Raw genomic sequence first — 25,499 nt, 5'->3', positions numbered from 1 at the left:
TACACGCCAGTTCAGCAAGGAGCACACAGCAATGGCGCAGAACGTACATGCCGCCAGGGAAGGAGACGCGATCCTTCATCCACCACTGGCTGCCGAGCTGATGAGTGCATTGGCCGAAGCGGTTGTCTACGCCGCCGCTACCGCTCTGGTTGCGGCGGCTATCGCCGGCACCGTTGTCGCGGTTGTGGGCACGGGCGGTGCGGCGGCAGTGCTTGTCCCTGTGATTGCCGGAGCCCTGGTAGGTGGTGCCAGCATGATTCCCGTAGGCGAAAAGAGCATCGGTGAAGCCATCACCGACGGGTGTGATTCTCTCGCCAACAGCGTGTTCCCGGCAGAGCCTTTTGGCAAGATTGAAAGCGGCTCGCAAAATACCCACATCAACGGAAAGGCCGCTGCCCGGGCCGCAGGGCGCAGCTCAGGAGGTGGCGACGCGGACGCTTCCGAAGAGGAGGCAGAACCGTCATTTCTGGAGAATATCGGCGCAATGGCGATGGCCGCCGCGCCCATGCTCCTTCCTGTGCTCGGCCTGGGCATGGCGATCTACGACATCTTCAATCCGCCGGTCACAACACCAGCAGCCCCAGGAACGGAGCCGGCGGAACAGGATAAGGTCACCTGCGAACGCCATCCTCCCATGCCCGATGCCTACATCGCGCAAGGATCCAGCAAGGTTTTCATCAACGGGCAGCCTGCCGCCCGAGCCGGCGACAAGACCACGTGCGATGCTGCCATCGACAACGATGCCAATGTTTCCCCCAACGTTCGCATAGGTGGCGAGCCACTGACCGTGCGGGATATCCGCAATGGCAAAAGCAAGATTGCGCAGTTCACCGGCATGGTGGCCGGTATGTTGATCTCGCGCAAAATCAAGCTTCGGCCGCGACCGAAAGGTAGCCCCAAACCGTGGTGGCGCATTGGGGGATGCAAGGGCAACCCTGTGTTTGTCTCAACCGGCGGCAAAATTCTTGGAGGCCCCGAAGACCTCGACTTCACCTTGCCGGGCCTGCTTCCCATCGAATGGGCCAGGGGTTACGACAGCAACGACCTGCGCCGCGACGGCCTGTTCGGCATGGGCTGGAGTGTGCCCTATGAAGTGGAGATCCTGCGCGTGCCTCATCCCGAGGGTGGCGAATTGTGGATCTATGTCGACGAAGAAGGCACCCGTCTGGAACTGGGTCGGCTAAAGGCAGGTGATGCCTTCGTCAGCGTGCTGGACGGGCTGGCGTTCTTTCAGTTGGAAGACGGGCAGACCGTGGTCGAGGACATCTACACCGGTCTCTACCAGGTCTTCCAGACCGACCCGCACAATGCGAAACGCTCACGCCTGACCAGGCTCGGTGATCGCAACCTGAATACACTGGGGCTTCTCTACGATCAAACAGGCCGGCTGCACTACGTGTGCGACGATTTGAGCCAAACCACCGTTCGGCTGAGTTATGACACCCAGCACCCGAAGCGGGTCAGCCAAGTGGAACGGCTCTACATCAAGCTTGGCGATAATCCGCAGATCGAACACACCGAAGTCCTTGCCAGCTATCGCTACACCCTAAGCGGCCAGCTGCAAGACGTGCTCAATGCCACCGGCCAGGTCCTGCGTAGCTTCACCTATACGGCGCAAGGCTACCTCGACAGCCAAACCCTCCCCAGCGGGGCGACTCGGCAGTATCAATGGCAACGCTTCGAAGTTCCCGCACAACGCCCGCAATCGGTGCGCGCAGACGGCAGCCTCTGCAAATTTCCGCCCCTGCTCGAACCTCAACCCGATCATGAGTGGCGCGTCATCCGCCATTGGGGCAGCGATGGCGAGGACTATCGCTTCGAGTACGACCTGGAAAAAGGCGAAACCCGAGTCACCGACAGCCTCGGTCGCCAAGACCATTACTACTGGGGGCCCTTCTATGAGATCTACAAACACATAGACCCGATGGGCCACTGCTGGCAGGAAGACGTACTCAGCGGCCAGTTGCTCAGGAGCATCAACCCGCAAGGCGGCGAATGGCAATACGGCTACGACGAACTCGGGCGCTTGATCGAAACCCGCGACCCGCTTGGCCGCTGCGAACGAATCCGCTACACCCGTCACTGGGCGTTGCCATTGAGCATCACCGATGGCGCCGGGCGTACCGAACGCTTCGGTTACGACCGCCAGGGCAATCTGCTTTGGGAACAAGACCCCCTCGGCCGAAAGACCCACTACCGGTATAACGCCCAGGGCCAGGTCGATTGCATCACCGACCCGTTGGACAAGCACAAATACCTGCGTTGGAACGCTCACGGGCAATTGCTCAGCTACCGCGACTGCTCCAACGCCGAGACCCACTGCCGCTATGATCGGCGCGGACTGCTCAGCGAAACCGTCAACGCCCGTGGCGAGCACACTCATTATCGGTATGACGCCCGCGGCTATCTGATCGAAAGCGAACGCCCGGACGGCCGAATCGACCGCTACGACATCGACGCCGCCGGCCAGCTGACCGCCTACACCGACCCGGCCCAACGCATCACTCGCCTGCGTTATGACCGCAGTGGCCGGCTGATCCAGCGTGTCGATGCCCTCGGCCACAGCGTCGCGTTTAGCTACGACGCCTATGGCCGCCTGCTGCACCTGAGCAATGAAAACCACGAACACTACCGCTTCGAGTGGGATGCGCTGGATCGCCTGTTGGCCCAGCAGGATCTGGATGGCAGCGGGCGTATTTACCAGTACAACCCGCTGGGTGATGTCAGTGGCATTCGCCATATTCCTGCGCCGCTAGCCGAGCCTGATCTGGACGGCAAGGACACGGCCGAGCCCCACACGCCGCTGGAGCATCATTTCGAGCGCGACGCCCTCGGGCGCCTGATCCGCAAACGCACCGACGATGGCGTCACCGAGTACACCTACGACAAGGCCGACAACCTGCTGGCGATCAGTTTCACCGACAATCAGGGCGACCAGCAGCGGCTCGATTACAGCTACGACGCCCTCGGCCAACTGCTCAGCGAGACCAACAGCGCAGGGGAGTTGACCTACCGTTACGACGAGCTGGGCAACCTGGAAACCCTGACCCTGCCCGACCAGCGCCAGCTCAACCACCTGTATTACGGCAGCGGCCACCTGCATCAGCTCAACCTGGGTGGCCGGGTGATCAGCGATTTCGAGCGCGACGCACTGCACGAGGAAGTGCTGCGCACCCAAGGCAGCCTGCTGACCCGCACCCGCTACGACCGCAATGGCCGCCTCTGCCAGAAGGCGCTGCACTACCAGCAGGTTGCCCGCGAGGTGCTGCCGCTGCTGCAGAAGGACTATCAGTACGATGCCAGCGACAATTTAGTGGCTGAAATGCTGACCCAGACCCAGCGTCCAAGCGCTAGTCGCCCGACCGCAGCGGCCAATGACGACAGCCTGATCGGGCGATTCCACGGCCACTCCTCGACCGGCAAGTCCTATCAAGGCAGTGCCAGCTACGGCTACAACCCCGTCGAGCAAATCCAGAGCATGCACCGCAGCAGCCCCATGATGCAGGGCCAGCATGTGGAAAGCCTCAACTACGACGCGGCCGGCAACCTGTTCGACGGCTACCGGGTCAACGGCCTGATCAAGCACAACCGCGTGCATGTGTATCAGGACAAGCGCTATCGCTATGACCGCTTTGGGCGACTGAGCGAAAAACGCATTGGCAGCAGCCGCATCCAGCACTTCGAATACGACGCCGAGCACAGGCTGATCTGTATCCGCCAGCAGCAGGGATCAATGGCTCAGCGCATCGTGTTCAACTACGACCCGCTGGGGCGGCGCATCAGCAAGCAGGTGTACAACGGCGACGCCAGCGAACCGAACAACCGTACCCTGTTTCATTGGCAAGGCTTGCGGCTGTTGGAAGAGGTGCAGGACGGTAGGCCCAGCCTGTACGTGTATGCCGATCCGGGCAGCTATGAACCGCTCGCCCGCCTTGATGGTAAGCCGGGGAGCGAGGTGATCTTCTACTTCCACACCAACCTGGCTGGGCTGCCGGAACAGCTGACCGACACCGCCGGCCACACGGTGTGGCACAGCGAGTATCAGGCGTGGGGCAGGACGCGGGACGAGTGGCATGATCGGCAGGCAGGAAGTGAGCAGAACCTGCGTTTTCAAGGGCAGTACCTTGACCGCGAAACCGGGCTGCACTACAACACCTTCAGGTTTTTTGACCCGGATGTGGGGCGGTTTACCCAGCCGGATCCGATTGGGTTGGCGGGCGGGCTGAATCTCTATCAATATTCCCCCAACCCTACTAGCTGGCTTGACCCTCTAGGACTAAGCGGGTGCCCCGGGGCAAACAAAAAGCCATCAAGAGGCGATAACCCATATCAGACTAGGTTTGACCCTAGGACACCGGGACGACCGGATCCAAAATTCTCAATAGACACGCGAACATTCACTAGCGGGACGAAAACTTCAAATGGCGGCATCAGAAATAACAGGGAGTTTTGGCAGCAATGGAAAAGCCTCCAACCAGAATCTTTAAGCAAAAGCAATCAATACCGAATAAATGAGCTTGGCATCGCCCCTAAAATAGATAACACCTGGATAAAGACTTTTCCTGAACATGCAAAATATAAAGGGGACAATCTAGTCCACCACCATGTTAACTTTGGACAATACGCTATACCTGTACCATCAAAAACCCATGTTGGCAGCGGCGGCCCTTGGCATGCAAAGTGAGGATTAAAAATGCTACTCACCATAGAACAAATTGAGTCTCAACTCAAAACAAAATTCAAGCCATTCGGCAGCGACATGAATGATCTCATTCTTAAACGTCGCACATCGCCCCCTATAAATATAAACATGTTGGAAAAATCGATCAATACAAAAATCCCGAACGAATTTAGGCTCTTCATCGAAAAGTACAACATGAACAACTTTACTCTTGGACCAATATCATTCGGCACAAGCGAAGACTACATTGAGCAACTTATAGAAATTAATACAGACAACGAATTTTGTCGCTGGTGGACAGGAAAATCAAGGCCGGCCAATACTATCGCCATAGCTACCTCCGACCCTTACACCATATTGTTAAATACAGAAAATGGAAAAATTTTTGCTATTACCAGCGAATCAAACATGTCTGACTGGAAGACTATCGCTTGTAATTTTGAGATGTTTGCAAGAGGGGTCGGAACTATTTTTCTGAAACAAGGCGACCCTTCAGAAGTAGTATCTGCCGTAAATGCAGAGAACGGTGAGTTCTGGCAAGAGCTTTTGTCATGATTCACTAACCGTCCGCACTAACGCCGGAAGAACTGCGACAAACTGATCTCGCAACTCGCAGCATTCGCGGCTAGTGCACCTGGGCGACCGTAACCGTAATACCGTCACCGGGGGCACTTACTGCATCTGCTCGACACGAAGCCTGGCCGTCCTTTGTCGCCCCCGAACAACGACCACAGCCCGACCACGAATAGCGGATCACCTGCCACCGGGCCAACGAAGGCGAGGAGTATCACTTCGCATACGACCTAGCCAATGGCGAAACCCGCGTCGTCGACAACCTCGATCGCGAGTGCTCGATGGGTTGGCGTTCTTTCAACTGGAAGACGCCCTCGGCCACAGCGTCGAGTTTGGCTACGACGCCTATGGCCGCCTGCTGCACCTGAGCAATGAAAACCACGAACGCTACCGCTTCGAGTGGGATGCGCTGGACCGCCTGCTGGCCCAGCAGGATCTGGACGGCAGCGGGCGCATCTACCAGTACAACCCGCTGGGTGATGTCACCGGCATCCGCCATATCCCCGCGCCGCTCGCCGAGCCTGATCTGGAAGGCAAGGACAGCGCCGAACCGCACACGCCGCTGGAGCATCATTTCGAGCGAGACGCCGTCGGCCGCTTGGTCCGTAAACGCACCGACGATGGCGTCACCGAGTATGCCTACGGCAAGGCCGACAACCTGCTGGCGATCAGTTTTACCGATAACCAAGGTGACCAGCAGCGGCTCGACTACAGTTACGACGCCCTCGGCCAACTGCTCAGCGAGACCAACAGCGCCGGAGAACTGAAATACGTTTATAACGCGCTGGGTAACCTGGAAACCCTGACCCTGCCCGACCAGCGTCAACTGAACCACCTGTACTACGGCAGCGGCCACCTGCATCAGCTCAACCTGGGTGGCCGGGTGATCAGCGATTTCGAGCGCGACGCACTGCACGAGGAAGTGCTGCGCACCCAGGGCGCCCTGCACACCCGCACCCGCTACGACCGCAATGGCCGGCTCAGCCAGAAGGCGCTGCACTACCAGCAGGTTGCCCGCGAGGTGCTGCCGTTGTTGCAGAAGGACTATCAGTATGACGCCAGCGACAATCTGGTGGCCGAGATACTCACCCAGACCCAGCGTCCAGGCGCTAACCGCCCAAGCATGGCGGCCAATGACGACAGTCTGATCGGGCGATTTCACAACCAAGCATCTACCGGCAAGTCCTATCAAGGCAGTGCCCAATATGGCTACAACCCGGTCGAGCAGATCCAAAGCGTGCATCGGGGTCCGTCTATCGAGAGCCTCAACTACGACGCGGCCGGCAACCTGTTCGACGGCTACCGGGTCAACGGCCTGATCAAGCACAACCGCGTGCATGTGTATCAGGACAAGCGTTATCGCTATGACCGATTTGGGCGACTGAGCGAAAAACGCATTGGCAGCAACCGCATCCAGCGTTTCGAGTACGACGCCGAGCACCGGCTGGTCTGTATCCGCCAGCAGCAGGGATCAATGGCCCAGCGCATCGTGTTCGGCTACGACCCGCTGGGCCGGCGCATCAGCAAGCAGGTGTATCACGACGACGCCAACGAACCGAGCCATCGCACGCTGTTTCATTGGCAAGGTTTGCGACTGCTGGAAGAAGTGCAGGACGGCAGGCCCAGCCTGTACGTGTATGCCGATCCGGGCAGCTACGACCCCTTGGCGCGCATCGATGGCAAGCCGGGTAGCGAGGCGATCTTCTACTTCCACACCAACCTGGCCGGGCTACCGGAACAGCTCACCGACGCTGGCGGCAAGACGGTGTGGCACAGCGAGTACCTGGCCTGGGGTAAGGCGCGGGACGAGTGGCATGATCAGCAGGTTGGAAATGAGCAGAACCTGCGTTTTCAGGGGCAGTACCTTGACCGCGAAACGGGGCTGCACTACAACACCTTCAGGCTTTATGATCCGGATGTGGGACGGTTTACCCAGCCGGATCCGATTGGGCTGGCGGGAGGGCTGAACCTTTATCAGTATGCTTCGAACCCGATCACTTTTATTGATCCTCTTGGTTTAACCTATGATCCAATTGCCGCATTAAATGAGCTAGGTTTTGAAGGGGTAAGGCAAACTCCAGGCGGGGGTCTTGATTACAGAAACAGCAACGCCCTGTATAACAAACCAAATATTAATCCAGTCGTACCGATAAAATACACTGGCGACTACGCCCTAGACACACAAGCTGCAAACAGGGAAGCCGGACTAAATCAAAAGTCCGCACCGAAGGGCTACGTTTGGCACCATGTGAATGATTACGACCCAAAGTCAAACACCGGAACGATGCAGCTCGTAAAACAAAAAGCACACTTGGGAATAAAACATGCCGGAGGCGTCAGCCAGTACTCAGTAGCAACCGGGAGAAAATATACTCATCCTGCGAGACCAACCAAGACCAAAGGACCCACCAGATGCCCATAACCCTACAGAATTGCGAAGCCCCAATTAGCACTCTTGAATACGATGAGTTCACTAAAACTATTGGCCGCGCGCCATCAGAATATTTTAGAAATTTCTATATAACGAATAATGGCGGAACACTTGATGATTCAACCGCAGAAAGCAATGCGTTTTTACTAAACAGCTTTCTCTCCATAAAAAATGGTGAAACCACAATTGAAGATACATACAAGCAACTAATCAAAGGAGAGCCCGAGTTAATAAACCTAGTCCCATTCGCCTATGACGATTGCGGCAACATTTTCGTTCTATCCGCCAGAAATAGAGATTTTGGGCTTATCTATCTATGGCTGGCAGATGAAAGAGATCTAGTTCTTTTATCTAGTTCTTTCGAAGAGTTTCTCGCACAGCTTGAGCAGTGATTAGAGCCACACCACGGACATTCTGGATATGACTATCCGGGAGGAAGATTGACTATCCGTCAGAGTACGACCTGGAAAAAGGCGAAACCCGAGTCACCGACAGCCTCGGTCGCCAAGACCATTACTACTGGGGGCCCTTCTATGAGATCTACAAACACATCGACCCCATGGGTCACTGCTGGCAGGAAGATGTACTCAGTGGCCAACTGCTCAAGAGCATCGACCCGCAAGGCGGCGAATGGCAATACGGCTACGACGAACTCGGCCGCCTGATCGAGACCCGCGACCCACTGGGCCGCTGCGAACGAATCCGCTACACCCGACACTGGGCGTTGCCACTGAGCATCACCGATGGCGCTGGACGTACCCAACGCTTCGGCTACGACCGCCAGGGCAATCTACTTTGGGAGCAAGACCCCCTCGGTCGAAAGACCCACTACCGGTATAACGCCCAGGGCCAGGTCGATTGCATCACCGACCCGTTGGACAAGCACAAATACCTGCGTTGGAACGCTCACGGGCAATTGCTCAGCTACCGCGACTGCTCCAACGCCGAGACCCACTGCCGCTATGATCGGCGCGGACTGCTCAGCGAAACCGTCAACGCCCGTGGCGAGCACACTCATTATCGGTATGACGCCCGCGGCTATCTGATCGAAAGCGAACGCCCGGACGGCCGAATCGACCGCTACGACATCGACGCCGCCGGCCAGCTGACCGCCTACACCGACCCGGCCCAGCGCATCACCCGCCTGCGTTATGACCGCAGTGGCCGGCTGATCCAGCGTGTCGATGCCCTCGGCCACAGCGTCGCGTTTAGCTACGACGCCTATGGCCGCCTGCTGCACCTGAGCAATGAAAACCACGAACACTACCGCTTCGAGTGGGATGCGCTGGATCGCCTGTTGGCCCAGCAGGATCTGGATGGCAGCGGGCGTATTTACCAGTACGACCCGCTGGGCGATGTCACTGGCATCTGCCATGTTCCGGCGCCGCTGGCCGAGCCTGATCTGGACGGCAAGGACACGGCCGAGCCCCACACGCCGCTAGAGCATCATTTCGAGCGCGACGCCCTCGGGCGGCTGGTCCGCAAGCGCACCGACGATGGCGTCACCGAGTATGCCTACGACAACGCCGATAACCTGCTGGCGATCAGTTTCACCGACAACCAGGGTGACCAGCAGCGGCTCGATTACAGCTACGACGCCCTCGGCCAACTGCTCAGCGAGACCAACAGCGCCGGGGAGTTGACCTACCGTTACGACGAGCTGGGCAACCTGGAAACCCTGACGCTGCCCGATCAGCGCGAACTCAACCACCTGTACTACGGCAGCGGCCACCTGCATCAGCTCAACCTCAATGGCCGTGTGATCAGCGATTTCGAGCGCGACGCACTGCACGACGAAGTACTGCGCACCCAGGGCGCCCTGCACACCCGCACCCGCTACGACCGCAATGGCCGTCTCAGCCAGAAAGCCCTGCACTACCAGCAGGTTGCCCGCGAAGTATTGCCGCTGCTGCAGAAGGACTACCAGTACGACGCCAGCGACAACCTGATCATCGAGCGTCTGACCCAGCAAATACGTATTCGCATGCGCAAACGTGCTTTTTGACAGCAAATTCCACCTGTAAAAAAATATTTCACACGGTCCAAAACAACTTTCTACACTCACCATAAATGCCTTGATTGCTTCCTCAGAATGCTCAGGCAGGATCGCACCACACCCCAAGTCAGTTGCTTTTCCCGCAAGAGAGGACAAGGGTCATGCCATCAACCAAGGGTGTTTCACAGCTTATATTTGTGTTCTGGCCGAAACGGCGGCTGCGCGCCCTCACGGATGAAGAGGCACGTTTGATTGAACACTTCCGCACGCTGTCAGAAACCGACCGCGTGGCCATGTGCTATTTGACCTGCGCCTTCAAGGATGTGTCCCGTTTTTGACAGGCTTACGCCCTCCCACCGGCAACCCGACGGTTGATGCCTGTGGGCGGGCTCCCCACTCAATCGTGCCTCGATTCAGTCGACCTTGAAAGACCACTCCTACACCTCTACCAAGCACTTCCGACGGCCCATTCCGAAAAACCTAACAGTCACGAAAAATGACGAGCCCATCTCTCCGATAAACGTTATTTATTTAGATGTTCTGGGCAAGCAGCCCATGCCTCCATTCACCTCATGAAAGGCTAGAATCATGCTAAATACTTCGTTTATCTCCTCACTGGGTACCGACGTCGGTACATCCCTACGGCCCCGCCAACTCAATCGAAAGGAAGAGCAACTGATCCGCTACTACCGCTTATTGTCAGAACAAGACCGTGAAGCGGTGCGCTGTCTGATGTTTGCGGTCAAGGAAACCAGCCGGCCCGAACGCCCTCGCCAATGAAAAGTGACGCAGTCACCTGTCAGCGAACGATGAAGTACCTGCGAGGTTTGGACACGTTGCCGGGAACCCGCCGACACCGCCTGGCCGATGGAGTTTTCCTACCCAGCCGAGGCATGTCTGCCGCCCCCACAAGCATCTCCATTGCGAGCGTGATTGTGACCGCGACCTCGTCGCCGAAATATTTTGCCCTGCTAGAGTACGAAGTCCTTTCACGATGGAGGATCTGCGTAGCCCCATGCCCGCCTTCGTCACCCTCCAGCCACGATTCCCCTTCGGCGGCCTGACCTTTTCCAGCCGTGTGGACGCCCTGATCCGACAGGATCTGCTCGATCCTCTACCCTATGTGCGCCGGCACATCTGCGGCGACTGGGGCGATGTGCGCGCAGAGCATCGACGCTACAACGACGCGGCTATGGAACTCGGCGGCTACCTGCTGTCGTCCTACACCATCTGTGATGGACTGGACCTCTGCATCTTCACCGAAGCAGACCGGGGCCTTACTGCGGTGTTCCTGCTGGATGAGTACTGACAGCCACAAAACCGGCACGTTCCTGATGCGGTTTAACTGACGCCAACTGCCCCTCGCCCGATCACGCTGCCCCCATGTTCGCTGGCGTCGCCGACAACGTCCCAGGCGGTCAAAGCCTTCAAGACTGCGGTGCGCCAACGGCGCATTGGCCGCTTCCTACCTTAACCTTCCGTCATCCCAAGGGACACCCACCCTTGCGGTTGGGGAGTCCCGCTGTTGCTAGGCGACCCCGAGAGTTTGTAACAGAGTTCTACTATGCTCCATAAAAGCTTATAAAACATCAGCTTACAGCATCTTGACTCCATGGACGCCCGTCCAATTCCAAGAGGTTCCGCGGCTCAATGAACAGCGCACCTTCGCCTACGTAGCCGAGATGGTCTTGGCGGCAGGGCCAGACGATAAAGCCGTTCGCCGAACAGAGTGCGCAGACTTAAGCTTAAGATCCCGCGAATTGGCCCAGCAATTAAATGCTGGGCCAGGAGGGTGAGTTAAAGCAATGCAGTGGAAAGCATGCCCAAGGCTCCCAGGATGAAGCCGATAAGTGCCCCCCGCCCTGGCGCTTCATGGAACAGAGACCAGTGGTGTCCAGTTAACGACCGACATCAGGCGTTCAAATCAACCGCTAAACACCGTGCGCTGCGATGAACATGGCGACGGCCGACCGGCAATAGGATTCGACTTCATTGTCGTCCTTTGCCTTCGCCTCATCGAAGCGGGCGATCATCAGAAGATCGGACCCTTTGATAAGCGCGGCAAACAAACGGGCAGACTCCAAAGGGTCGGGCACATTTAGCATCGCCTCCGCGTGTAAGTGCCGCAACAGGGCCTCGATCTGGGCAATGACATAGGCGGGACCGGCTTCGTAATGGAGCTTGCTCAACGACTTTTGCTTCGCCTTGTCGACCATGATCATGGCCTCAACATTGCGCACTTCCGGACTCAACAGTGTGCGCAGCAGGAATGTCCCCACCGCCATGAGCTGATCTGCAGCCGAGCCGTCGACACCTTCGACAATGGCCTGCGGTGCAAACTGATGGCAGTGGGCCGCGATGGCCGCGCTGAACAGCGCCTCCTTGTTCTCGAAGTGCCGGTAGATGCTTAGCTTGGATATTTTTGCCCGCTGGGCGACCTTGTCCATCGTTGTCGCTTGAAACCCCAACTCCATAAAAAGTTCGCCGGCGGCGTCGACAATCGTTTGGCTGAGCGCCTCGTTGGCTGGCCGGCCGCGCCGTGTCTGGCAAATTTCGGTCATGAGAATTCCAGTACTTGACAGTATCTTAACTATGGAATTATGGTACTCGCAAGTACCAGAAAAGTAAAATTCAAGTCCCTTCAGCCACAACGCGGAGCCTATCACCATGAATGACGTCATCATTATCGGCGGCAGTTTTGCGGGTCTTGCCGCCGCTCTACAGCTTGGTCGTGCGCGCCGAAAAGTCACCGTTCTCGATACGGGCCTTCCGCGTAATCGCTTCGCCAAGCACTCGCATGGTTTGCTTGGCCACGATCACAAGCCACCGCAAGAGATTCTGGCCGAAGCGCGGCAACAGCTTGCGCGCTACCCTTCGGTCAGTCTTGTCACTGCCCGGGCCGAGAATATCTCTGGAACCATTGACGATTTCTCCATCCTCACTGGCGATGGCGAAAGTCACAGGGCGCGCCGGCTGATCCTGAGTTATGGCGTCGTCGACCAGATGCCTGAACTTCCCGGCTTTGCCGAAGGCTGGGGAACCTCCATCGTACCCTGCCCCTATTGCGACGGCTTTGAAGTTGCGGGCCGGCATTGGGGCCTCGTCTGGTCCGGTCCGCCGTCGCACAACTACGTCAAGCTATACCATGACTGGACCGACACATTGACGGTCTTTGCCAATGGTCACGACATTCCACCCGACATCCGCGCCGATCTGGCGCGCCGCGGCAACCCTGTCGTTGATAGCCGAATCGCCGAAATCGAGCATAACGAGAGCCACAACACCACCGTCAGGCTCGACGCCGGCCCCTCTGTTGCGGTCGACATCCTATTCGCGCATCCGCGCAACAAGCCCTCCGCACGTCTGCATGAATCACTGGGCCTCGCCACCGTCGATACGCCCCTGGGTACCGCGCTCAAGGTCGACGAGCGCCGCGAAACCACTGTGCCCGGCGTCTACGCTGCCGGCGACCTTGCCAACCCTCTCATGGCGTCTGTCAGCACGGCTTCATGGCAAGGCGTGATGGCGGGCATCTTCGCCCAGCAGTCGATGCTGGTTTGAGATCAAGCAGCCCCGAGCACACTAACTTCAATTTCAATAGACGCGAGCGCCACCATGGAAGTCCTAAAAAAATTCAAGCCGCTAGACGATAAATTCCCGTTTGAGCGCCAACTCGGCATCTCGACTGCGCCAATCTTACGGTCGGTTCCACCGACGAAGCGGGCTTCCTGGACGCCTTCAAGGCTGCAGGCGAAACCCTGAAGAAGCAGCCGGGCTTCATCTCCACCCAACTGCACCGAGCGATCGGTGATAGCCCGACCTTCCTGAACTATGTGGTGTGGGAGTCCACCGAGACGCTCCGCGATGCCTTCGCCCGCCCCGAATTCGTCGCGAAGGTATCGGCCTATCCGTCATCCGTCGTTGCCACCCCGCACCTGTTCCAGAAGGTCGCCGTCCCCGGCTTCTGCACCGCCTGATTCCGGAAATATACCAGCGATGTGCTCGCGCTGATCGACCGCTGCATCCTCCTCCCCGCGCAGGTCGACGACCGACATCGGTTCGCCGCCCCGCACGCGATGGAGGTCATCCCCGGTGTGGGTCATTTCCTGCACATTGAGGCCCCTGGGGCGATCGCGGAACGGATCACGGCGTGGGCCAAGTAACGCCCTCCCCTCCTTGCCTCGATCAAAGGCTAGCTGGTTAAACACTAATCAAAACGAGAAGATGTCATGACAGAGCAAAAAACCTATCAGGGCGCCGACTGGAATGGCCAAAGCGGAGAGTACTGGGTCGCCAACCAGGCCCGGCTTGACGCCATGTTTGCGGTATTTGGCCAGGCCGCGATAGAAGCCGCAGCGCCCGCCACGGGTGAGCGCGTGCTTGACGTCGGTTGCGGCGCAGGCGCGTCCAGTCTGGCTTTGGCTGCCCGCGTCGGCGCGGGCGGACATGTGCTGGGTGTGGACATATCCGAACCGCTGATTGGACGAGCGCGCGAGCTTGCGCCGCAGGATACGCCGGTGCTGTTCCAGGTGGCCGACGCCAGTCACGCCGAGCTGCCCGAGGGCGCGTTTGACATGCTTTTCTCGCGTTTCGGGGTGATGTTCTTCGACGATCCGGCAGGGGCGTTCACCCATATGCGACGCGCGCTCCGGCCGGGCGGTCGGGTCGTTTTCATCTGCTGGCGCGGCGTGGCCGAGAACGATTGGGTGCGCCTTCCGATGGGCGCGATCCAGGGCATCGTTCCGCTGACCGCACCGCCTGATCCTGAAGCACCCGGACCATTCTCGTTCGCTGACCGGGGACGGGTGACACGTATCCTGACGGCCGCTGGCTTTACCGATGTCACTTTTGCGCCGTTCGGTGTTTCCATCCCGTTCGGTGAAGGCGAGACTCGGGATGCGGCTATCGACGACGCGGTAAGGATGGCATTCGAGGGCGGCCCGCTGTCGCTTGTGCTCGCGCAGCAAAACGATGACATCCGCACCCAAGCTTCAGCGGCGGTTCGCGCCGCTTTCGCCGGCCTCCCCGGCGAGCGGTCGGTGATGATCGACGGCGCGGCGTGGATCGTCACGGCACGTAATCCGGCAGCCAGCGCCTGTTAGCAGGGATGACGCCCTCCTATGCTCAGTAAAGCAGGGCGCCTTAGATTGATGTCCCTTGGTTTGGTGATCCCTCCCTGGCAAAGTGATAGCGTCCGCTTTTTTGGCAGGTAGTTGCCGCTTGCCCACATCCGCTTCTGGCCGATTATGTTGGAAAGTCGGCTTCGACTTGCACAGCAAAAAAGTACGCGCCTGAGATTGAAGTCTGGATTTTGCGCAGAAGGTTCAGGTGTCTTTCACGTAGTAGCGTGCAAACAAGATGTTTTCACCTTCACTATTCGCGCGTTTGGGCGAGCAGGCTTTTTCAACGGCATCGGCCAGAAGCGGTCACTGAAAGCCCATCAGCGAATGTGTAATGAGCTTCCCATAGCCGGCTCCTTTAGAGCAGGCTGGTACGGGATCAGTGACCGCAAAACTCTACTCCGCCATCCGTAACCGCAACCAGCTTCGATGGGATAAGCCTGCTTGCAAGGCAAATGCAACTATCACGGTAGATGGCGCGGAAAAGCTGCTCAGGCCGCCGCGGGAGAACATCAACGCAAGGCCCAATGCGGTGGCGCCAAACCAGGCCGTCAAGCCCACAGGGTTAAATGCGACCACCCGTTCGAGCTGTGCCATGTCGCTGCGTCCGTAGACAATCTGCGCCAACGCCACACCCACCCAGGCCACCACGAAAATCCCCTGGTAAGCCAAGGCTTTGAGTAGATACGCGAACACATCGGCGAGCATCAGGCCATATACGATCACCCCGACCACCAATGCCCATACCAGGTACGAACCACGCAGGCCAAACCGTGCAAAAAACGCCTGCATGTTCAGGGTCGCCAAGTAATAGTTGGCGGTGTTGATCCGGGTTTGCGTGGCCCAGACAAACAGCAATCCCCACAGGCCCATCAACTGCAAAATCGCCATCACTACCGAGACTTCGTTCAGGGCACCTTCGTGGGGAATGCTGCTGACCAGGTAAATGCCCGCCGCGCCGTTGAGTAGAAACGTCACTGCGTAGAACGGCATGCCGAAGTTCCAGCGACCGTGGTACTCGGCGTCTTCAGGCTTGCCGAAACGCGCATAGTCGAAGGTGAACAGCATCAATACCCAGACGCCCATGTAGGCGACAAAACAATCCCACCAGCCGAATGCGCTAGGCGTTGCCGGGCCGAAATCCAGCCATTGCGGCTGGTAGCCATAACGGCTGATCGATAGTCCCACGGCCACCAGCAAACCACCGAGATACACCGGCAACAACACACCGTTGAGCTTGTCCAGCCAGTGCTGCACGCTGCCCAGGATCATCGGCACGCTGTAGAGCACCACCGCCAATGCCGCCAGCGGATAGACCAGTTCCGGGTACAGGTGATTGAGCGCGACGGCGATCACCGAACCTTCGAACACCGCGTAATAGATCGCGGTCGAGAAGAAAATCAGCGTCGCCAGGCAGGCCCCAGTGCTGCCGAACAACAGTCGTGAAAACAACGCCACCGACAAACCGCTGCGAATCGCAAAGCGGCTGAGAACGCTGTTGACCAGTCCATAACTGATCACCGACAGGACCATGCCGATCAGCGCATTGCGCGCACCGAACGACAATGCCAATGAAGCACCCACTACGATGTAAAACATCGCACTGCACACCGCCCACCACGCCATGGTCAGAGACAGTCGCCCCATGCGCGCTTCGGTGGGAACAGGATAATGCGCCGGGTCTTGCCCGGTTTGACTCGATTGCGATAAAGCAGCCATATGCGTGAACTCCAAAACCAGTCAATGGTTGAAGCGCGGGCAGCCGTCACCGCACCGAAGTGCGGCGTTGGCGTACCGTTTGGCATGGCCCGCGCTAAACGGCGGGCAGAATCAGGAAGGGAACAGCTTGCTCAGGCAGCTAAGTTTTTTCTTATAGGTACGTCGCGCTTCCAGCGCCTCTTCGAGGGTTACCGCAACAAAGCGGGCCTTCTGGTTGGGTTGCATCTGGCCGATCAAATCGAGGTCGGCGCTGATCACCGTGCCAATCATCGCGTAGCCGCCACCGGACACCGCATCTCGGTGCAGCACGATGGGTTCGAGCCCGGCGGGCACCTGGATCGAGCCGATCGGGTAGCAACTGTCGACGATATTCGACGGATCGGAACCGGCGCCGAACGGCTGCTCTCGGGGCTGAAAGCTCAGCGCGCTGCCGCCCTTGAAGCGATAGCCGATGCGATCGGCTTCCGAACCGACCGTCCACGGCTCGGCGAAAAAGCTTTTCGCCGCCGATTCGGTCAGGCGGTGGTAGTACAAACCGGGCACCACTCGCAGGGTGATTTCGCCACCCAATGATTGCCGTAACGTCATGGGCAAACTGGCTCCGGCGCGGCTCTTGCCACTGGCGATGCCCACCGGCAACTCGTCGCCTGCAATCAGGCGTCGCCCCTGAAAACCGCCGAGCGCGCCGAGCGCATAGGTGGAACGACTGTTGAGCACCACCGGCACATCAATGCCGCCGGCCACCGCCACATAAGCGCGGGCACCAGCCTTGGGAAAATCAAAGCGCAACACTTGCCCGGCCTTCACGGTGAACGCGGTGTCGTGGTGCATTTCCACGCCATCGACCCGAGGCGTCATGTGCGCGCCGCTGACCGCCACCAATGCATCCTGCTGAAACTCCAACTCAGGCCCGAGCAGCGTGCATTCCAACCCCGCCAAACCTGCCGGGTTGCCGACCAATTGATTGGCCGCGCTCAAGGCGTATTGATCGAGTGCGCCGGACGGTGGAATGCCCAAGTGGTAATAGCCTTCGCGGCCCAGGTCTTGTACCGAAGTGGCGAGGCCGGGTTTGAGGACTTTAATCATGCCAACACCTCCTGCAGCGACTTGGGATAGCCAACGGGATCGGCGAGGAACGCGTCCAGCGAAAACTCCACCGGCCGAATCCGCAGATCAAAGCAACCGGCGTCCACTTCGGCCACCGCGTGGTCGTAAGCCTCACGGTCCATCGGTTTGAACTGCACGATGTCGCCTGGACGGAAAAACACCATGTGTTCTTTCAGGTACGCGAGGTTCTGTTGCGGGTCGTAGATCGGCGCGGGGGTCACGCCAAACATCTGATAACCGCCGGCGCCGCGCACCGAGTAAATGCAACCAAAGCAACCGCCATGGCCCAAGGTCAATTTCGGCGTGTCGGTGCGTGGGCGCAGGTACTTGGGCACCTGCAACTGACGCTCGCGCTCAACCATCTGGAACATGAACGGCAACCCCGCAACGAAGCCGACCATCGAGACAAACCACGGCGCGCCACTGTGGGCCGCGATGAACGCATCGACGTCGGCCAAACCATTGATGCGTGCGGCGTATTCCAAGTCCGTGGCGCTCGGGTCTTGGTGGCGGTCGCGAAAACGCATCAGGGTTTCGTGAGTCCAGGGATCGTTGTAGAGCACTGGAATCTCGATAATTCGCGTCTGTAAGGTGCGCTCGGCGACGGCTCCGGCCTCGGCGGTTTTTACCGCTTCAAGCAAGGTGTGCGGGGCGATGCGATCCGGGTCGAAACGAATCTGGAACGACGCGTTGGCCAGGCAGATATCGAGCACGCCATCCAGCGCCAGCCGTTCCACGGCGCGGGTGACGGCCAGTCCTTTGAAAAACGCGTCCAGGGACATGCTGTCGCTGACTTCGGCAAATAAATGCTCATCGGCGCCAAAGCTGTAGCGGATGGGCGTACTCATGCTTCACCTCCGCTGCGGCGCTCGGCGAGCCAGGTTTCCAGGGTGCCGGTGTGAAAGTCGGCGCTGTGCAACCACGGTTGTTCCAACAATTCACCGTGCAACGCCAAGGTGTTGGCCATACCGGTGAGCGTGGTGTTCGCCACCGCCATTCGCGCTCGGGCCAGAGCTTCGGCGCGATCCGCACCGTGAATAATCAGTTTGGCCAGCAGCGAGTCATAGTACGGCGGCACCCGGTAGCATTGAAACAGATGCGTATCGACACGAACGCCCTCCCCTTGTGGCCAGATCAGTTGCTCGACCAGGCCTGGACTCGGGAAGAAGTTCCGTGCCGGGTCTTCAGCATTCAGGCGCATTTGCAGGGCCGCGCCGTTGAGTCGAATGTCGCTTTGCTTGAAGCCCAGCGGCTCGCCGCCAGCGATGCGCAACATGGCCTGGACCAAGTCGATGCCCGTGATCAGTTCGCTGACCGGGTGCTCCACCTGAATCCGCGTGTTCATCTCGATAAAGAAAAACTCACCGGTAGTATCGTCATACAGGTATTCCAGGGTGCCGGCGCCCTTGTAACCCAGGGATTCAGTCAGGCGTACCGCGCTGGCGCACAGCGTTTCCCGTTGCTGCTGGCTGAGGACTGGCGATGGCGCTTCTTCGAAGATTTTCTGCCGCCGCCGTTGCAGCGAACACTCGCGCTCAAACAAATGCACGGCGTGCTGACCGTCGCCCAGCACTTGCACTTCAATATGCCGGGCCCGGCTGATAAACCGCTCCAAGTACACCGCACCATTGCCAAACGCCGCTTGGGCTTCGCGCTGGGAACGAGGGAATTCTTCGCTCAGCTGCTCGGCGTTTTCCGCCAGCCGAATACCGCGCCCGCCGCCACCGGCCGAAGCTTTGATCAACAGCGGGAAGCCAACGGATTCGGCAGCCTTGAGCGCCGATTCAACGTCGAACAGTTCATCCGGCGAACCCGGCACTACCGGCACGCTGGCGGCTTGCGCCGTGCGCCGCGCCTCGGCTTTATCGCCCATGCGCCGGATCGTCTCCGCGCTCGGGCCGACAAAAATGGCGCCGGCAGCCACCACTGCTTCGGCGAAATCGGCGTTCTCCGATAGGAAGCCGTAACCGGGATGCACCGCGTTGGCGCCCGTGGCTTTCAAGGCGCCGAGCAAGGCCTTGACATTCAGGTAACTTTTGTCGGCACGGGCCGGGCCGAGAATATGCACCTCATCGGCCATGCGCGCAGCCTGGGAGTCGACGTCCGCCTCGCTGCACGCGGCAACGGTAGGAATGCCCAGTTCCTTGGCCGCGCGGATGATCCGCACGGCGATCTCGCCACGGTTGGCAATCAGCAATTTATGAATGGCGTGAGTCATGATCGTGCCCTCACTCGCCATCGAGTGTTGCGACGACTTGACCCGGTTCCACCGGATCACCGTCTTCTACCAAAAAGGCATTGAGGCGACCGGCCGTCCCGGCGGTCAGTTCGGAGAACTGCTTCATGACCTCGATCAGGCCAATCACCGTGTCGGCGCTGACCTGCGCGCCGACCTCGACGAAGTTCGCCGATTCCGGGGTAGCTTTGCGGTAGAAGGTCCCCGGCAACGGGGTGATTACAGTGTGTTCGGCCATGTCTGTTCCTCTTGGAATAGTTGTAGAAAGGCAGGCAAAAAGTAAATCGGTGAGTCAACCCTGGCGTCTGTGTGCCAGGTGTTTTCGTTCGGTCTCAGCGCGGTGCTCGGACCTTTATGCCCGCGCCATCAAGTGCACGACGCGTGGCTTCGACCAACGCCAGGGCACCCGGCGTGTCGCTGTGCAAACAGATGGAGTCGAACTCAATCGCCAGGTCCTCGCCCTCGACGGTACGCACCACGCCTTGTTGGCAAGCACGCAGCACTCGCTCGGCGACGAAGGCCGGGTCGTAAGCTCGCACGTTGCGGGTGAAGACGATGGAGCCGCTGAGGTCGTATTCGCGGTCGGCGTAGAACTCGCGGACCACCGGTTGCCCCAGTTCCGTGGCAACCCGCCAGATCACCGACTCGGGCATGCAATACAGCAGCAACTCCGGTTCCAGACGTTGGAGGTTCTGCACCAGCAAACGGGCAGCCTCTTCGTCCCGGGCCAGATGCATGTAGAGCGCGCCGTGGGGTTTGATGTGTTGCAGGGCCACGCCTTGAGCCCGGGCGAGTTCACGCAAGGCGCCCAACTGATAGAGCATGTCGTCGACCAGTTCTTGGGCCGGTGCATTGATGTGCCGACGGCCAAACCCCACCAAGTCGCGAAAGCCCGGATGCGCGCCGATGGCCACGCCCAGGCGCTTGGCCTGCTCGACGGTGCGGCGCATGGTGCCGGGATCACCGGCATGAAAACCGGTGGCAATGTTGGCCGAACTGATAAAGCCCATCAGCTCATTGTCGACACCATCGCCGATGGTCCAGGGGCCAAAGCCTTCACCCATGTCCGAGTTGAAATCTACTGCCTGCATGACGCTTGCTCCCGACGCTTGTGACTTCATACAGGCCAAGTTAAATTCCTGCCTACCCCTTGGGAAGATCTATTATCAGATAGGCCATCTTCTGAAAAACAGATACCTCATCGTCCGGAGTGCTAATGTCCCTGACCCTGCGCCAAGTACGCTATTTCGTCGCTACCGCCGAGATCGGGCAAATCTCTCAAGCCGCAATTCATCTGAATATTTCCCAATCCGCAGTGACCACGGCGATCAAGGAACTGGAAGGCATTCTCGGCACGCTGTTGTTCCAGCGCTCGGCCCAGGGCATGAGCCTGACCGACGCCGGGCGGCACTTTTTGAACCGGGCCTACGTGATTTTGCGCAGCGTCGATGACGCGTTGAACAGCCCGTTGCCGGATATCCGCGCCAGTGGCGTGTTGCGCTTAGCGGCAAGCTACACGGTGATCGGCTATTTCCTGCCGCACCATCTGCAGCGCCTAGAACACTGGCATCCGGACGTGGCGATTGAAGTCCATGAACAGGAACGGCAAGCGATTGAACAAGGCTTGTTGGAAGGTCGTTTTGATATGGCCGTGGTGCTCACCGCCAACCTCACGCACCCGGACATCGTTTCGGAGATTCTCTTCAACTCCGAACGGCGGTTATGGCTGCCCAGCCACCATCCGCTGTGCGAGCGCTCGGCGGTCAGTCTCGCCGACGTTGCGAAAGAACCCTACATCCTGCTGACCGTCGACGAAGCCGAACAAAGCGCTATGCGCTACTGGGAACATGCGCATCAGCAGCCAAACGTGCGGGTGCGTACCAGCTCAGTCGAAGCGGTGCGCAGCATGGTCGCCAATGGCAGCGGCGTGGCAATCCTCTCAGACTTGGTGCACCGCCCCTGGTCATTGGAAGGAAAACGCATCGAAACCCTGACAGTCACCGATAAGGTGACGCCGATGAGTGTCGGATTGGCGTGGCATCGCGAGCGCGAATTCAGCCCGGCAATGCAGGCTTTTCGTAACTATTTCCACGATGCATTTTTGGCACCGCAACAGCTGTCTGCGCGCCGCTGAAACAGCAGACATACCCTATGCGTGGCCCGAGCCCCTAGCGGCCTCGGGCCAAGTTTTCATTCAATCAGAACGGTTTGGTAGGCAGGTACTTACCGTCCAGCGTGATGACGGCACGCGAACCGCCGTCTGGGTCGTCCACTTTTTTGACATCCAGTTTGAAGTTGATCGCGCTGATAATGCCGTCGCCAAACTTCTCGTGGACCAGCGCCTTAAGCGTGGTGCCATACACCTGAATCATCTCGTAGAAACGGTAGATGGTCGGATCGGTCGGCACGCCATTACCGATGCTGCCGCGTACCGGGATGGTTTGCAGCAGCAGCACGGAATCCGCATCGAGGCCCAGGGTGTCGGCGACGACTTGGGCGGCGTTAGCCGGCAGCGGGTGCTGGCCAAGCAAGGCGGCGGTGACGAAGGCTTCGTGCAGGCCGGTGCCTTCGGCGATCTGGGCGAACGATAGGTCTTTACGAGCTTTGGCCAAGAGGATGACGTCGGTCAGGGCAAGGCGAGTGGTTTGGCTGATTTGCGACTGGATCATGGGGATTTCTCCGTGAGTAAAAAAGGCGCGTAGGCTTGCCTGCGATGCAGGTACCTGGGTACTTCAGTTGGAGCGAGGTATTGCAGGGATGCCGGCGCTCACTGGGTAGTCGGCCAAGGCCACGAACGTGCCGGTACGGCTGTCGAAAGCCTGGATGCAGCCGCTTTCGATGTCGTAGACCCAGCCATGCAGCGTCACGCGTTTTTCTTCAAGGGCCAGGCGCACAGACGGGTGCGTCTGGAGATTGGCCAACTGTGCGATCACGTTTTCGCGCACCATGGATGCGACTTTGGCGGGCTGATCGACGTGCTGGCGGGCTTCGTTGACCACTCGGCCGGAATCGGCGTAGCGCAACCAGCCGGCCACCGCAGGCATATGGTCCAGGCAGGTGCAGGTGGCGATGGCCGTCATGGCGCCGCAATCGGAGTGGCCGCAGATCACGATGTCGCTGACTTGCAAGGCAGCGACGGCGTATTCCACCGAGGCCGACACGCCGCCCGGCTCAGGGCCATAGGACGGCACGATATTGCCGGCATTACGGATCACAAACAGGTCGCCCGGCTCACGCTGGGTGACCAGCTCCGGCACCAGGCGGCTGTCGGAGCAGGAGATGAACAACGCACGGGGGTTTTGCTGATTGGCCAGGTCTTTGAACAGACCGGCCCGCTTGGGAAAGGCATTGCGCTGAAACTTCAGAAAACCATCGATGATGTCTTGCATGGGATAACTCCTTGGCTCGCATTGCGATGAACCAAGATTACGGCGCCCTAAAAATAAGGTAAAAGTCTTATATATGATCAACTGCATCAGATAATCTTATGGAAACAAACAAGCTCGCGCGCCACCTTCAATACTTTCTCGCCGTCGCGGAACATCAAGGTTTCACTAAGGCGGCAGCGGCCCTGCATGTCTCGCAACCGGCGCTGTCACAGCAAGTTCGACAACTGGAAGAAAGCCTGGGCGCTCAGCTGTTTGATCGTTCAGGGCGCAAGACCCGCCTCACCGACGCCGGTGAGGTCTACTTGCGTCATGCGTTGCGGGCGGCGCAGGAACTACAGCAAGGCAAACGGGCCATCCACGATGTGGGCGATTTGAGCCGGGGCACCTTGCGCATCGCCGTCACACCCACCTTCACCACGTACCTCGTCGGGCCGTTGGTGGACGCCTTTCACAGTCGCTATCCCAACATCACGTTGACCGTGCGTGAAGTTGCCCAGGAACAAATGGAGAACCAACTGCTGGCTGACGAGCTGGATGTAGGCATCGCCTTTGACGAGGTACACGCGCCCGACATCGACGCTTACCCCTTGCTGGTGGAAACCCTGGCGCTCGTGGTGGGCAGCCAACACCCGTTGGCAGGCCAGTCGTCCATCGGGCTGGAAGCGCTGAACAGCGAATCACTGATTGTGCTGAGCAAAGAGTTCGCCACCCGCGACCAGATCGACCGCTATTGCAACCAGCACGGTATCCGCCCGCGTGTAGTCATGGAGGCCAATGTGATCGGCGCCTTGATTGAGGTGGTGCGCAGGACTGCCTTGTCGACACTCTTGCCGGCTGCGATTGCACGGGCCCATCCCGAATTGGTGGCGATTGAGCTGGCCCCGCAGCGCTTGCAGCGCACGGCGGTGTTGATGCAGCGCAAAGGGGTGTACCCCTCGGCGGCGGCGCGGGCGTTTATCGACGTGGCCAAAGCCGTGGCCGTAGCCCTGAATGATCATGAACGGGCAAACGCAGCCGATTGAGGCGCGTGGGCTGGCCTGCGAGCGCGCTGCGGGCTCCTCACTCCTCGTCCCTGGCCGTACCCGTACGACGCGTTTCATCAGACCCAAGCCTTTAACCACTTGGTCGCAAGCAAAAACGGCATGATATGCCAATGATCGAAGATACGGCTTACCGAAAAATGGAGTTCATTGGGGCAACGAGAAACGTTGTGCTCACCGCTCATCAGGAACAAGTTATCCATGACTTTGATCAGTCTGGCAGCTATCAAAATGCAAGCGAAGTGATGCGAGAAGGTCTACGTTTATTGGAGCAGCGCGTCGCCCAAGACACCGCTAAAATTGAGGCCCTGCGTCAACTGACTCTGTGGGCATATTTTAGATTTTTTGAGCTGAAAATATTTTCCTAGAGCCCTGTCGAAATGTTCTTCGGCGACACGAGAGTTAGTAACAGAGTTCTACTATGCTCTATAAAGGTTTATAAAACATCAGCTTAAAGCATATTTACTCCATGGACGCCCGTCCAATTCCAAGGGGTTCCGCGGCTCAATGAACAGCGCACCTTCGCCTACGTAGCCGAGATGGTCTTGGCGGCAGGGCCAGACGATAAAACCGTTCGCCGAACAGAGTGCGCAGACTTAAGCTTAAGATCCCGCGAATTGGCCCAGCAATTAAATGCTGGGCCAGGAGGGTGATTTATAGCAATGCAGTGGAAAGCATGCCCAAGGCTCCCAGGATGAAGCCGATCAGTGCCCCCCGCCCTGGCGCTTCATGGAACAGAGACCAGACAACAACAGGCTCGAGAAGCAACAGAGACGTGACTGATACCACGGTGACGATCCAGATATCACCGACCGCAACGTAACCGAGCCAGTATGCTGCCAGTAGACAAATTCCTGCAAAACACATTAGCACCACGGGAAGCGCTAGTGTTTCCCAGGAAGCGCTACCTGTTTGGGCAAGCTTGGCGACTACCACCTCACTGTAGATTGCACAGAACTCACCGACCACCATCAAGCCTAGAGCAGAAACTCCGAGTAGTTCTTTGGACATATCAAAAACTCCTTCGTATTTAGAGCAATATTTTTCAGCTCCCAGCTGGTGATGCAGCTGACCAGAAGCTCGTTGCTGGAATACGAAGCAGCCTTGAATAAGCCTGAATTACCGAAATACCTTCCCATGCTCTTGTCCTTCAAAGGGTGTGAGTCTCAGCGTCAAACTAAGACACCGATCAGATCATACGGTCCCA

The 25,499-nt window shown here is 58.6% G+C and carries 24 protein-coding genes and 1 pseudogene; 14 read left to right on the top strand and 11 right to left on the bottom strand.

Translation table 11 applies throughout. The features are described 5' to 3' along the window. Positions 1-31 precede the first annotated feature (31 nt). From HRH33_RS13590 to HRH33_RS13555, 8 genes are all read left to right on the top strand, one after another. Positions 32-4,684, top strand: a complete 4,653-nt coding sequence (locus tag HRH33_RS13590; protein WP_173603513.1) for an RHS repeat-associated core domain-containing protein — start codon at positions 32-34, stop codon at positions 4,682-4,684. A 9-nt stretch (positions 4,685-4,693) separates the two neighbouring features. After that, positions 4,694-5,236, top strand: coding sequence for an SMI1/KNR4 family protein (locus HRH33_RS13585; RefSeq protein WP_167418678.1), 543 nt, complete (start codon positions 4,694-4,696; stop codon positions 5,234-5,236). Between the two features lie 292 nt (positions 5,237-5,528). Beyond that, on the top strand, positions 5,529-7,676 hold the full coding sequence (locus tag HRH33_RS13580; protein WP_243269861.1) for an RHS repeat-associated core domain-containing protein: 2,148 nt from the start codon (positions 5,529-5,531) through the stop codon (positions 7,674-7,676). Next, positions 7,667-8,077, top strand: a complete 411-nt coding sequence (locus HRH33_RS13575) for an SMI1/KNR4 family protein (protein WP_167418676.1) — start codon at positions 7,667-7,669, stop codon at positions 8,075-8,077. The genes HRH33_RS13580 and HRH33_RS13575 overlap by 10 nt, the downstream gene beginning before the upstream one ends. A gap of 167 nt (positions 8,078-8,244) precedes the next feature. Continuing rightward, positions 8,245-9,690 carry an RHS repeat domain-containing protein gene (locus HRH33_RS13570; protein ID WP_244962424.1) on the top strand — a complete coding sequence of 482 codons (1,446 nt, stop codon included), beginning with the start codon at positions 8,245-8,247 and terminating at the stop codon, positions 9,688-9,690. 152 nt (positions 9,691-9,842) lie between these two features. Continuing rightward, positions 9,843-10,019 carry a hypothetical protein gene (locus HRH33_RS13565; protein WP_167418268.1) on the top strand — a complete coding sequence of 59 codons (177 nt, stop codon included), beginning with the start codon at positions 9,843-9,845 and terminating at the stop codon, positions 10,017-10,019. A 250-nt stretch (positions 10,020-10,269) separates the two neighbouring features. After that, the gene (locus HRH33_RS13560; protein WP_167418269.1) at positions 10,270-10,461 is read left to right on the top strand and encodes a hypothetical protein; all 192 of its coding nucleotides are present in this window, start codon (positions 10,270-10,272) and stop codon (positions 10,459-10,461) included. A gap of 235 nt (positions 10,462-10,696) precedes the next feature. After that, positions 10,697-10,990, top strand: a complete 294-nt coding sequence (locus tag HRH33_RS13555; RefSeq protein ID WP_167418306.1) for a hypothetical protein — start codon at positions 10,697-10,699, stop codon at positions 10,988-10,990. A gap of 622 nt (positions 10,991-11,612) precedes the next feature. Here the strand turns inward: HRH33_RS13555 and HRH33_RS13550 are convergent. Beyond that, positions 11,613-12,242: a TetR/AcrR family transcriptional regulator gene (locus HRH33_RS13550; protein WP_034138750.1), complete on the bottom strand. Its 630-nt coding sequence runs from the start codon at positions 12,240-12,242 to the stop codon at positions 11,613-11,615. A 106-nt stretch (positions 12,243-12,348) separates the two neighbouring features. On the opposite strand from HRH33_RS13550, the gene HRH33_RS13545 reads away from it, so the two are divergent. Together HRH33_RS13545 and HRH33_RS26415 are read left to right on the top strand one after the other, a co-directional pair. Further along, positions 12,349-13,242, top strand: coding sequence for an NAD(P)/FAD-dependent oxidoreductase (locus HRH33_RS13545; RefSeq protein ID WP_167418270.1), 894 nt, complete (start codon positions 12,349-12,351; stop codon positions 13,240-13,242). A 167-nt stretch (positions 13,243-13,409) separates the two neighbouring features. Then, the gene (locus tag HRH33_RS26415) at positions 13,410-13,658 is read left to right on the top strand and encodes an antibiotic biosynthesis monooxygenase family protein (RefSeq protein WP_342356334.1); all 249 of its coding nucleotides are present in this window, start codon (positions 13,410-13,412) and stop codon (positions 13,656-13,658) included. Here the strand turns inward: HRH33_RS26415 and HRH33_RS13535 are convergent. Next, on the bottom strand, positions 13,593-13,793 hold the full coding sequence (locus tag HRH33_RS13535) for a hypothetical protein (protein WP_167418265.1): 201 nt from the start codon (positions 13,791-13,793) through the stop codon (positions 13,593-13,595). The genes HRH33_RS26415 and HRH33_RS13535 overlap by 66 nt on opposite strands. A 117-nt stretch (positions 13,794-13,910) precedes the next feature. On the opposite strand from HRH33_RS13535, the gene HRH33_RS13530 reads away from it, so the two are divergent. Further along, positions 13,911-14,783 (top strand): class I SAM-dependent methyltransferase, encoded by an 873-nt coding sequence (locus HRH33_RS13530; protein WP_167418271.1) that lies wholly within the window; start codon positions 13,911-13,913, stop codon positions 14,781-14,783. A 414-nt stretch (positions 14,784-15,197) separates the two neighbouring features. Here HRH33_RS13530 and HRH33_RS13525 read toward each other — a convergent pair whose 3' ends face one another. The 6 genes from HRH33_RS13525 to HRH33_RS13500 all read right to left on the bottom strand — a co-directional run bounded on the left by HRH33_RS13525 (position 15,198) and on the right by HRH33_RS13500 (position 20,954). Continuing rightward, entirely contained in the window at positions 15,198-16,520 is a 1,323-nt protein-coding gene (locus tag HRH33_RS13525; protein WP_167418272.1) for a purine-cytosine permease family protein, read from the bottom strand. Positions 16,521-16,631: 111 nt separating this feature from the next. Next, on the bottom strand, positions 16,632-17,606 hold the full coding sequence (locus HRH33_RS13520) for a 5-oxoprolinase subunit C family protein (RefSeq protein ID WP_047882401.1): 975 nt from the start codon (positions 17,604-17,606) through the stop codon (positions 16,632-16,634). Continuing rightward, positions 17,603-18,475 (bottom strand): 5-oxoprolinase subunit B family protein, encoded by an 873-nt coding sequence (locus tag HRH33_RS13515; RefSeq protein ID WP_167418273.1) that lies wholly within the window; start codon positions 18,473-18,475, stop codon positions 17,603-17,605. The genes HRH33_RS13520 and HRH33_RS13515 overlap by 4 nt, the downstream gene beginning before the upstream one ends. Further along, positions 18,472-19,845 carry an acetyl-CoA carboxylase biotin carboxylase subunit gene (locus HRH33_RS13510; protein ID WP_167418274.1) on the bottom strand — a complete coding sequence of 458 codons (1,374 nt, stop codon included), beginning with the start codon at positions 19,843-19,845 and terminating at the stop codon, positions 18,472-18,474. The genes HRH33_RS13515 and HRH33_RS13510 overlap by 4 nt, the downstream gene beginning before the upstream one ends. 10 nt (positions 19,846-19,855) lie before the next feature. Then, complete coding sequence (locus tag HRH33_RS13505; RefSeq protein WP_034113616.1) at positions 19,856-20,101, bottom strand: acetyl-CoA carboxylase; 246 nt, start codon at positions 20,099-20,101, stop codon at positions 19,856-19,858. A 94-nt stretch (positions 20,102-20,195) separates the two neighbouring features. Beyond that, positions 20,196-20,954, bottom strand: a complete 759-nt coding sequence (locus HRH33_RS13500; protein WP_034138737.1) for a 5-oxoprolinase subunit PxpA — start codon at positions 20,952-20,954, stop codon at positions 20,196-20,198. Positions 20,955-21,079: 125 nt separating this feature from the next. Between HRH33_RS13500 and HRH33_RS13495 the strand changes: the two genes are divergently transcribed. After that, positions 21,080-21,997: a LysR family transcriptional regulator gene (locus tag HRH33_RS13495; RefSeq protein WP_047882404.1), complete on the top strand. Its 918-nt coding sequence runs from the start codon at positions 21,080-21,082 to the stop codon at positions 21,995-21,997. 64 nt (positions 21,998-22,061) lie between these two features. Here the strand turns inward: HRH33_RS13495 and cynS are convergent, their stop codons facing one another. After that, on the bottom strand, positions 22,062-22,532 hold the full coding sequence (gene cynS / locus HRH33_RS13490) for a cyanase (protein WP_123479755.1): 471 nt from the start codon (positions 22,530-22,532) through the stop codon (positions 22,062-22,064). A gap of 63 nt (positions 22,533-22,595) precedes the next feature. Further along, positions 22,596-23,252: a carbonic anhydrase gene (locus tag HRH33_RS13485; protein WP_167418275.1), complete on the bottom strand. Its 657-nt coding sequence runs from the start codon at positions 23,250-23,252 to the stop codon at positions 22,596-22,598. Between the two features lie 98 nt (positions 23,253-23,350). Here HRH33_RS13485 and cynR point away from each other — a divergent pair, with 98 nt between their 5' ends. Further along, on the top strand, positions 23,351-24,274 hold the full coding sequence (gene cynR, locus HRH33_RS13480; protein WP_034138741.1) for a transcriptional regulator CynR: 924 nt from the start codon (positions 23,351-23,353) through the stop codon (positions 24,272-24,274). Positions 24,275-24,432: 158 nt separating this feature from the next. Continuing rightward, positions 24,433-24,615, top strand: a pseudogene (locus tag HRH33_RS13475) (type II toxin-antitoxin system ParD family antitoxin); the annotation flags it as partial. 331 nt (positions 24,616-24,946) lie between these two features. On the opposite strand, the gene HRH33_RS13470 reads toward HRH33_RS13475, so the two are convergent. Beyond that, positions 24,947-25,264, bottom strand: a complete 318-nt coding sequence (locus HRH33_RS13470) for a hypothetical protein (RefSeq protein WP_080761465.1) — start codon at positions 25,262-25,264, stop codon at positions 24,947-24,949. Between the last annotated feature and the right edge of the window lie 235 nt (positions 25,265-25,499).

The sequence above is a fragment of the Pseudomonas rhodesiae genome (genome assembly GCF_013285305.1).
GTDB lineage: Bacteria > Pseudomonadota > Gammaproteobacteria > Pseudomonadales > Pseudomonadaceae > Aquipseudomonas > Aquipseudomonas rhodesiae.
The sequence above is the reverse complement of the archived record's forward strand: the minus strand, read 5'-3'. Positions and strand labels throughout refer to the sequence as shown.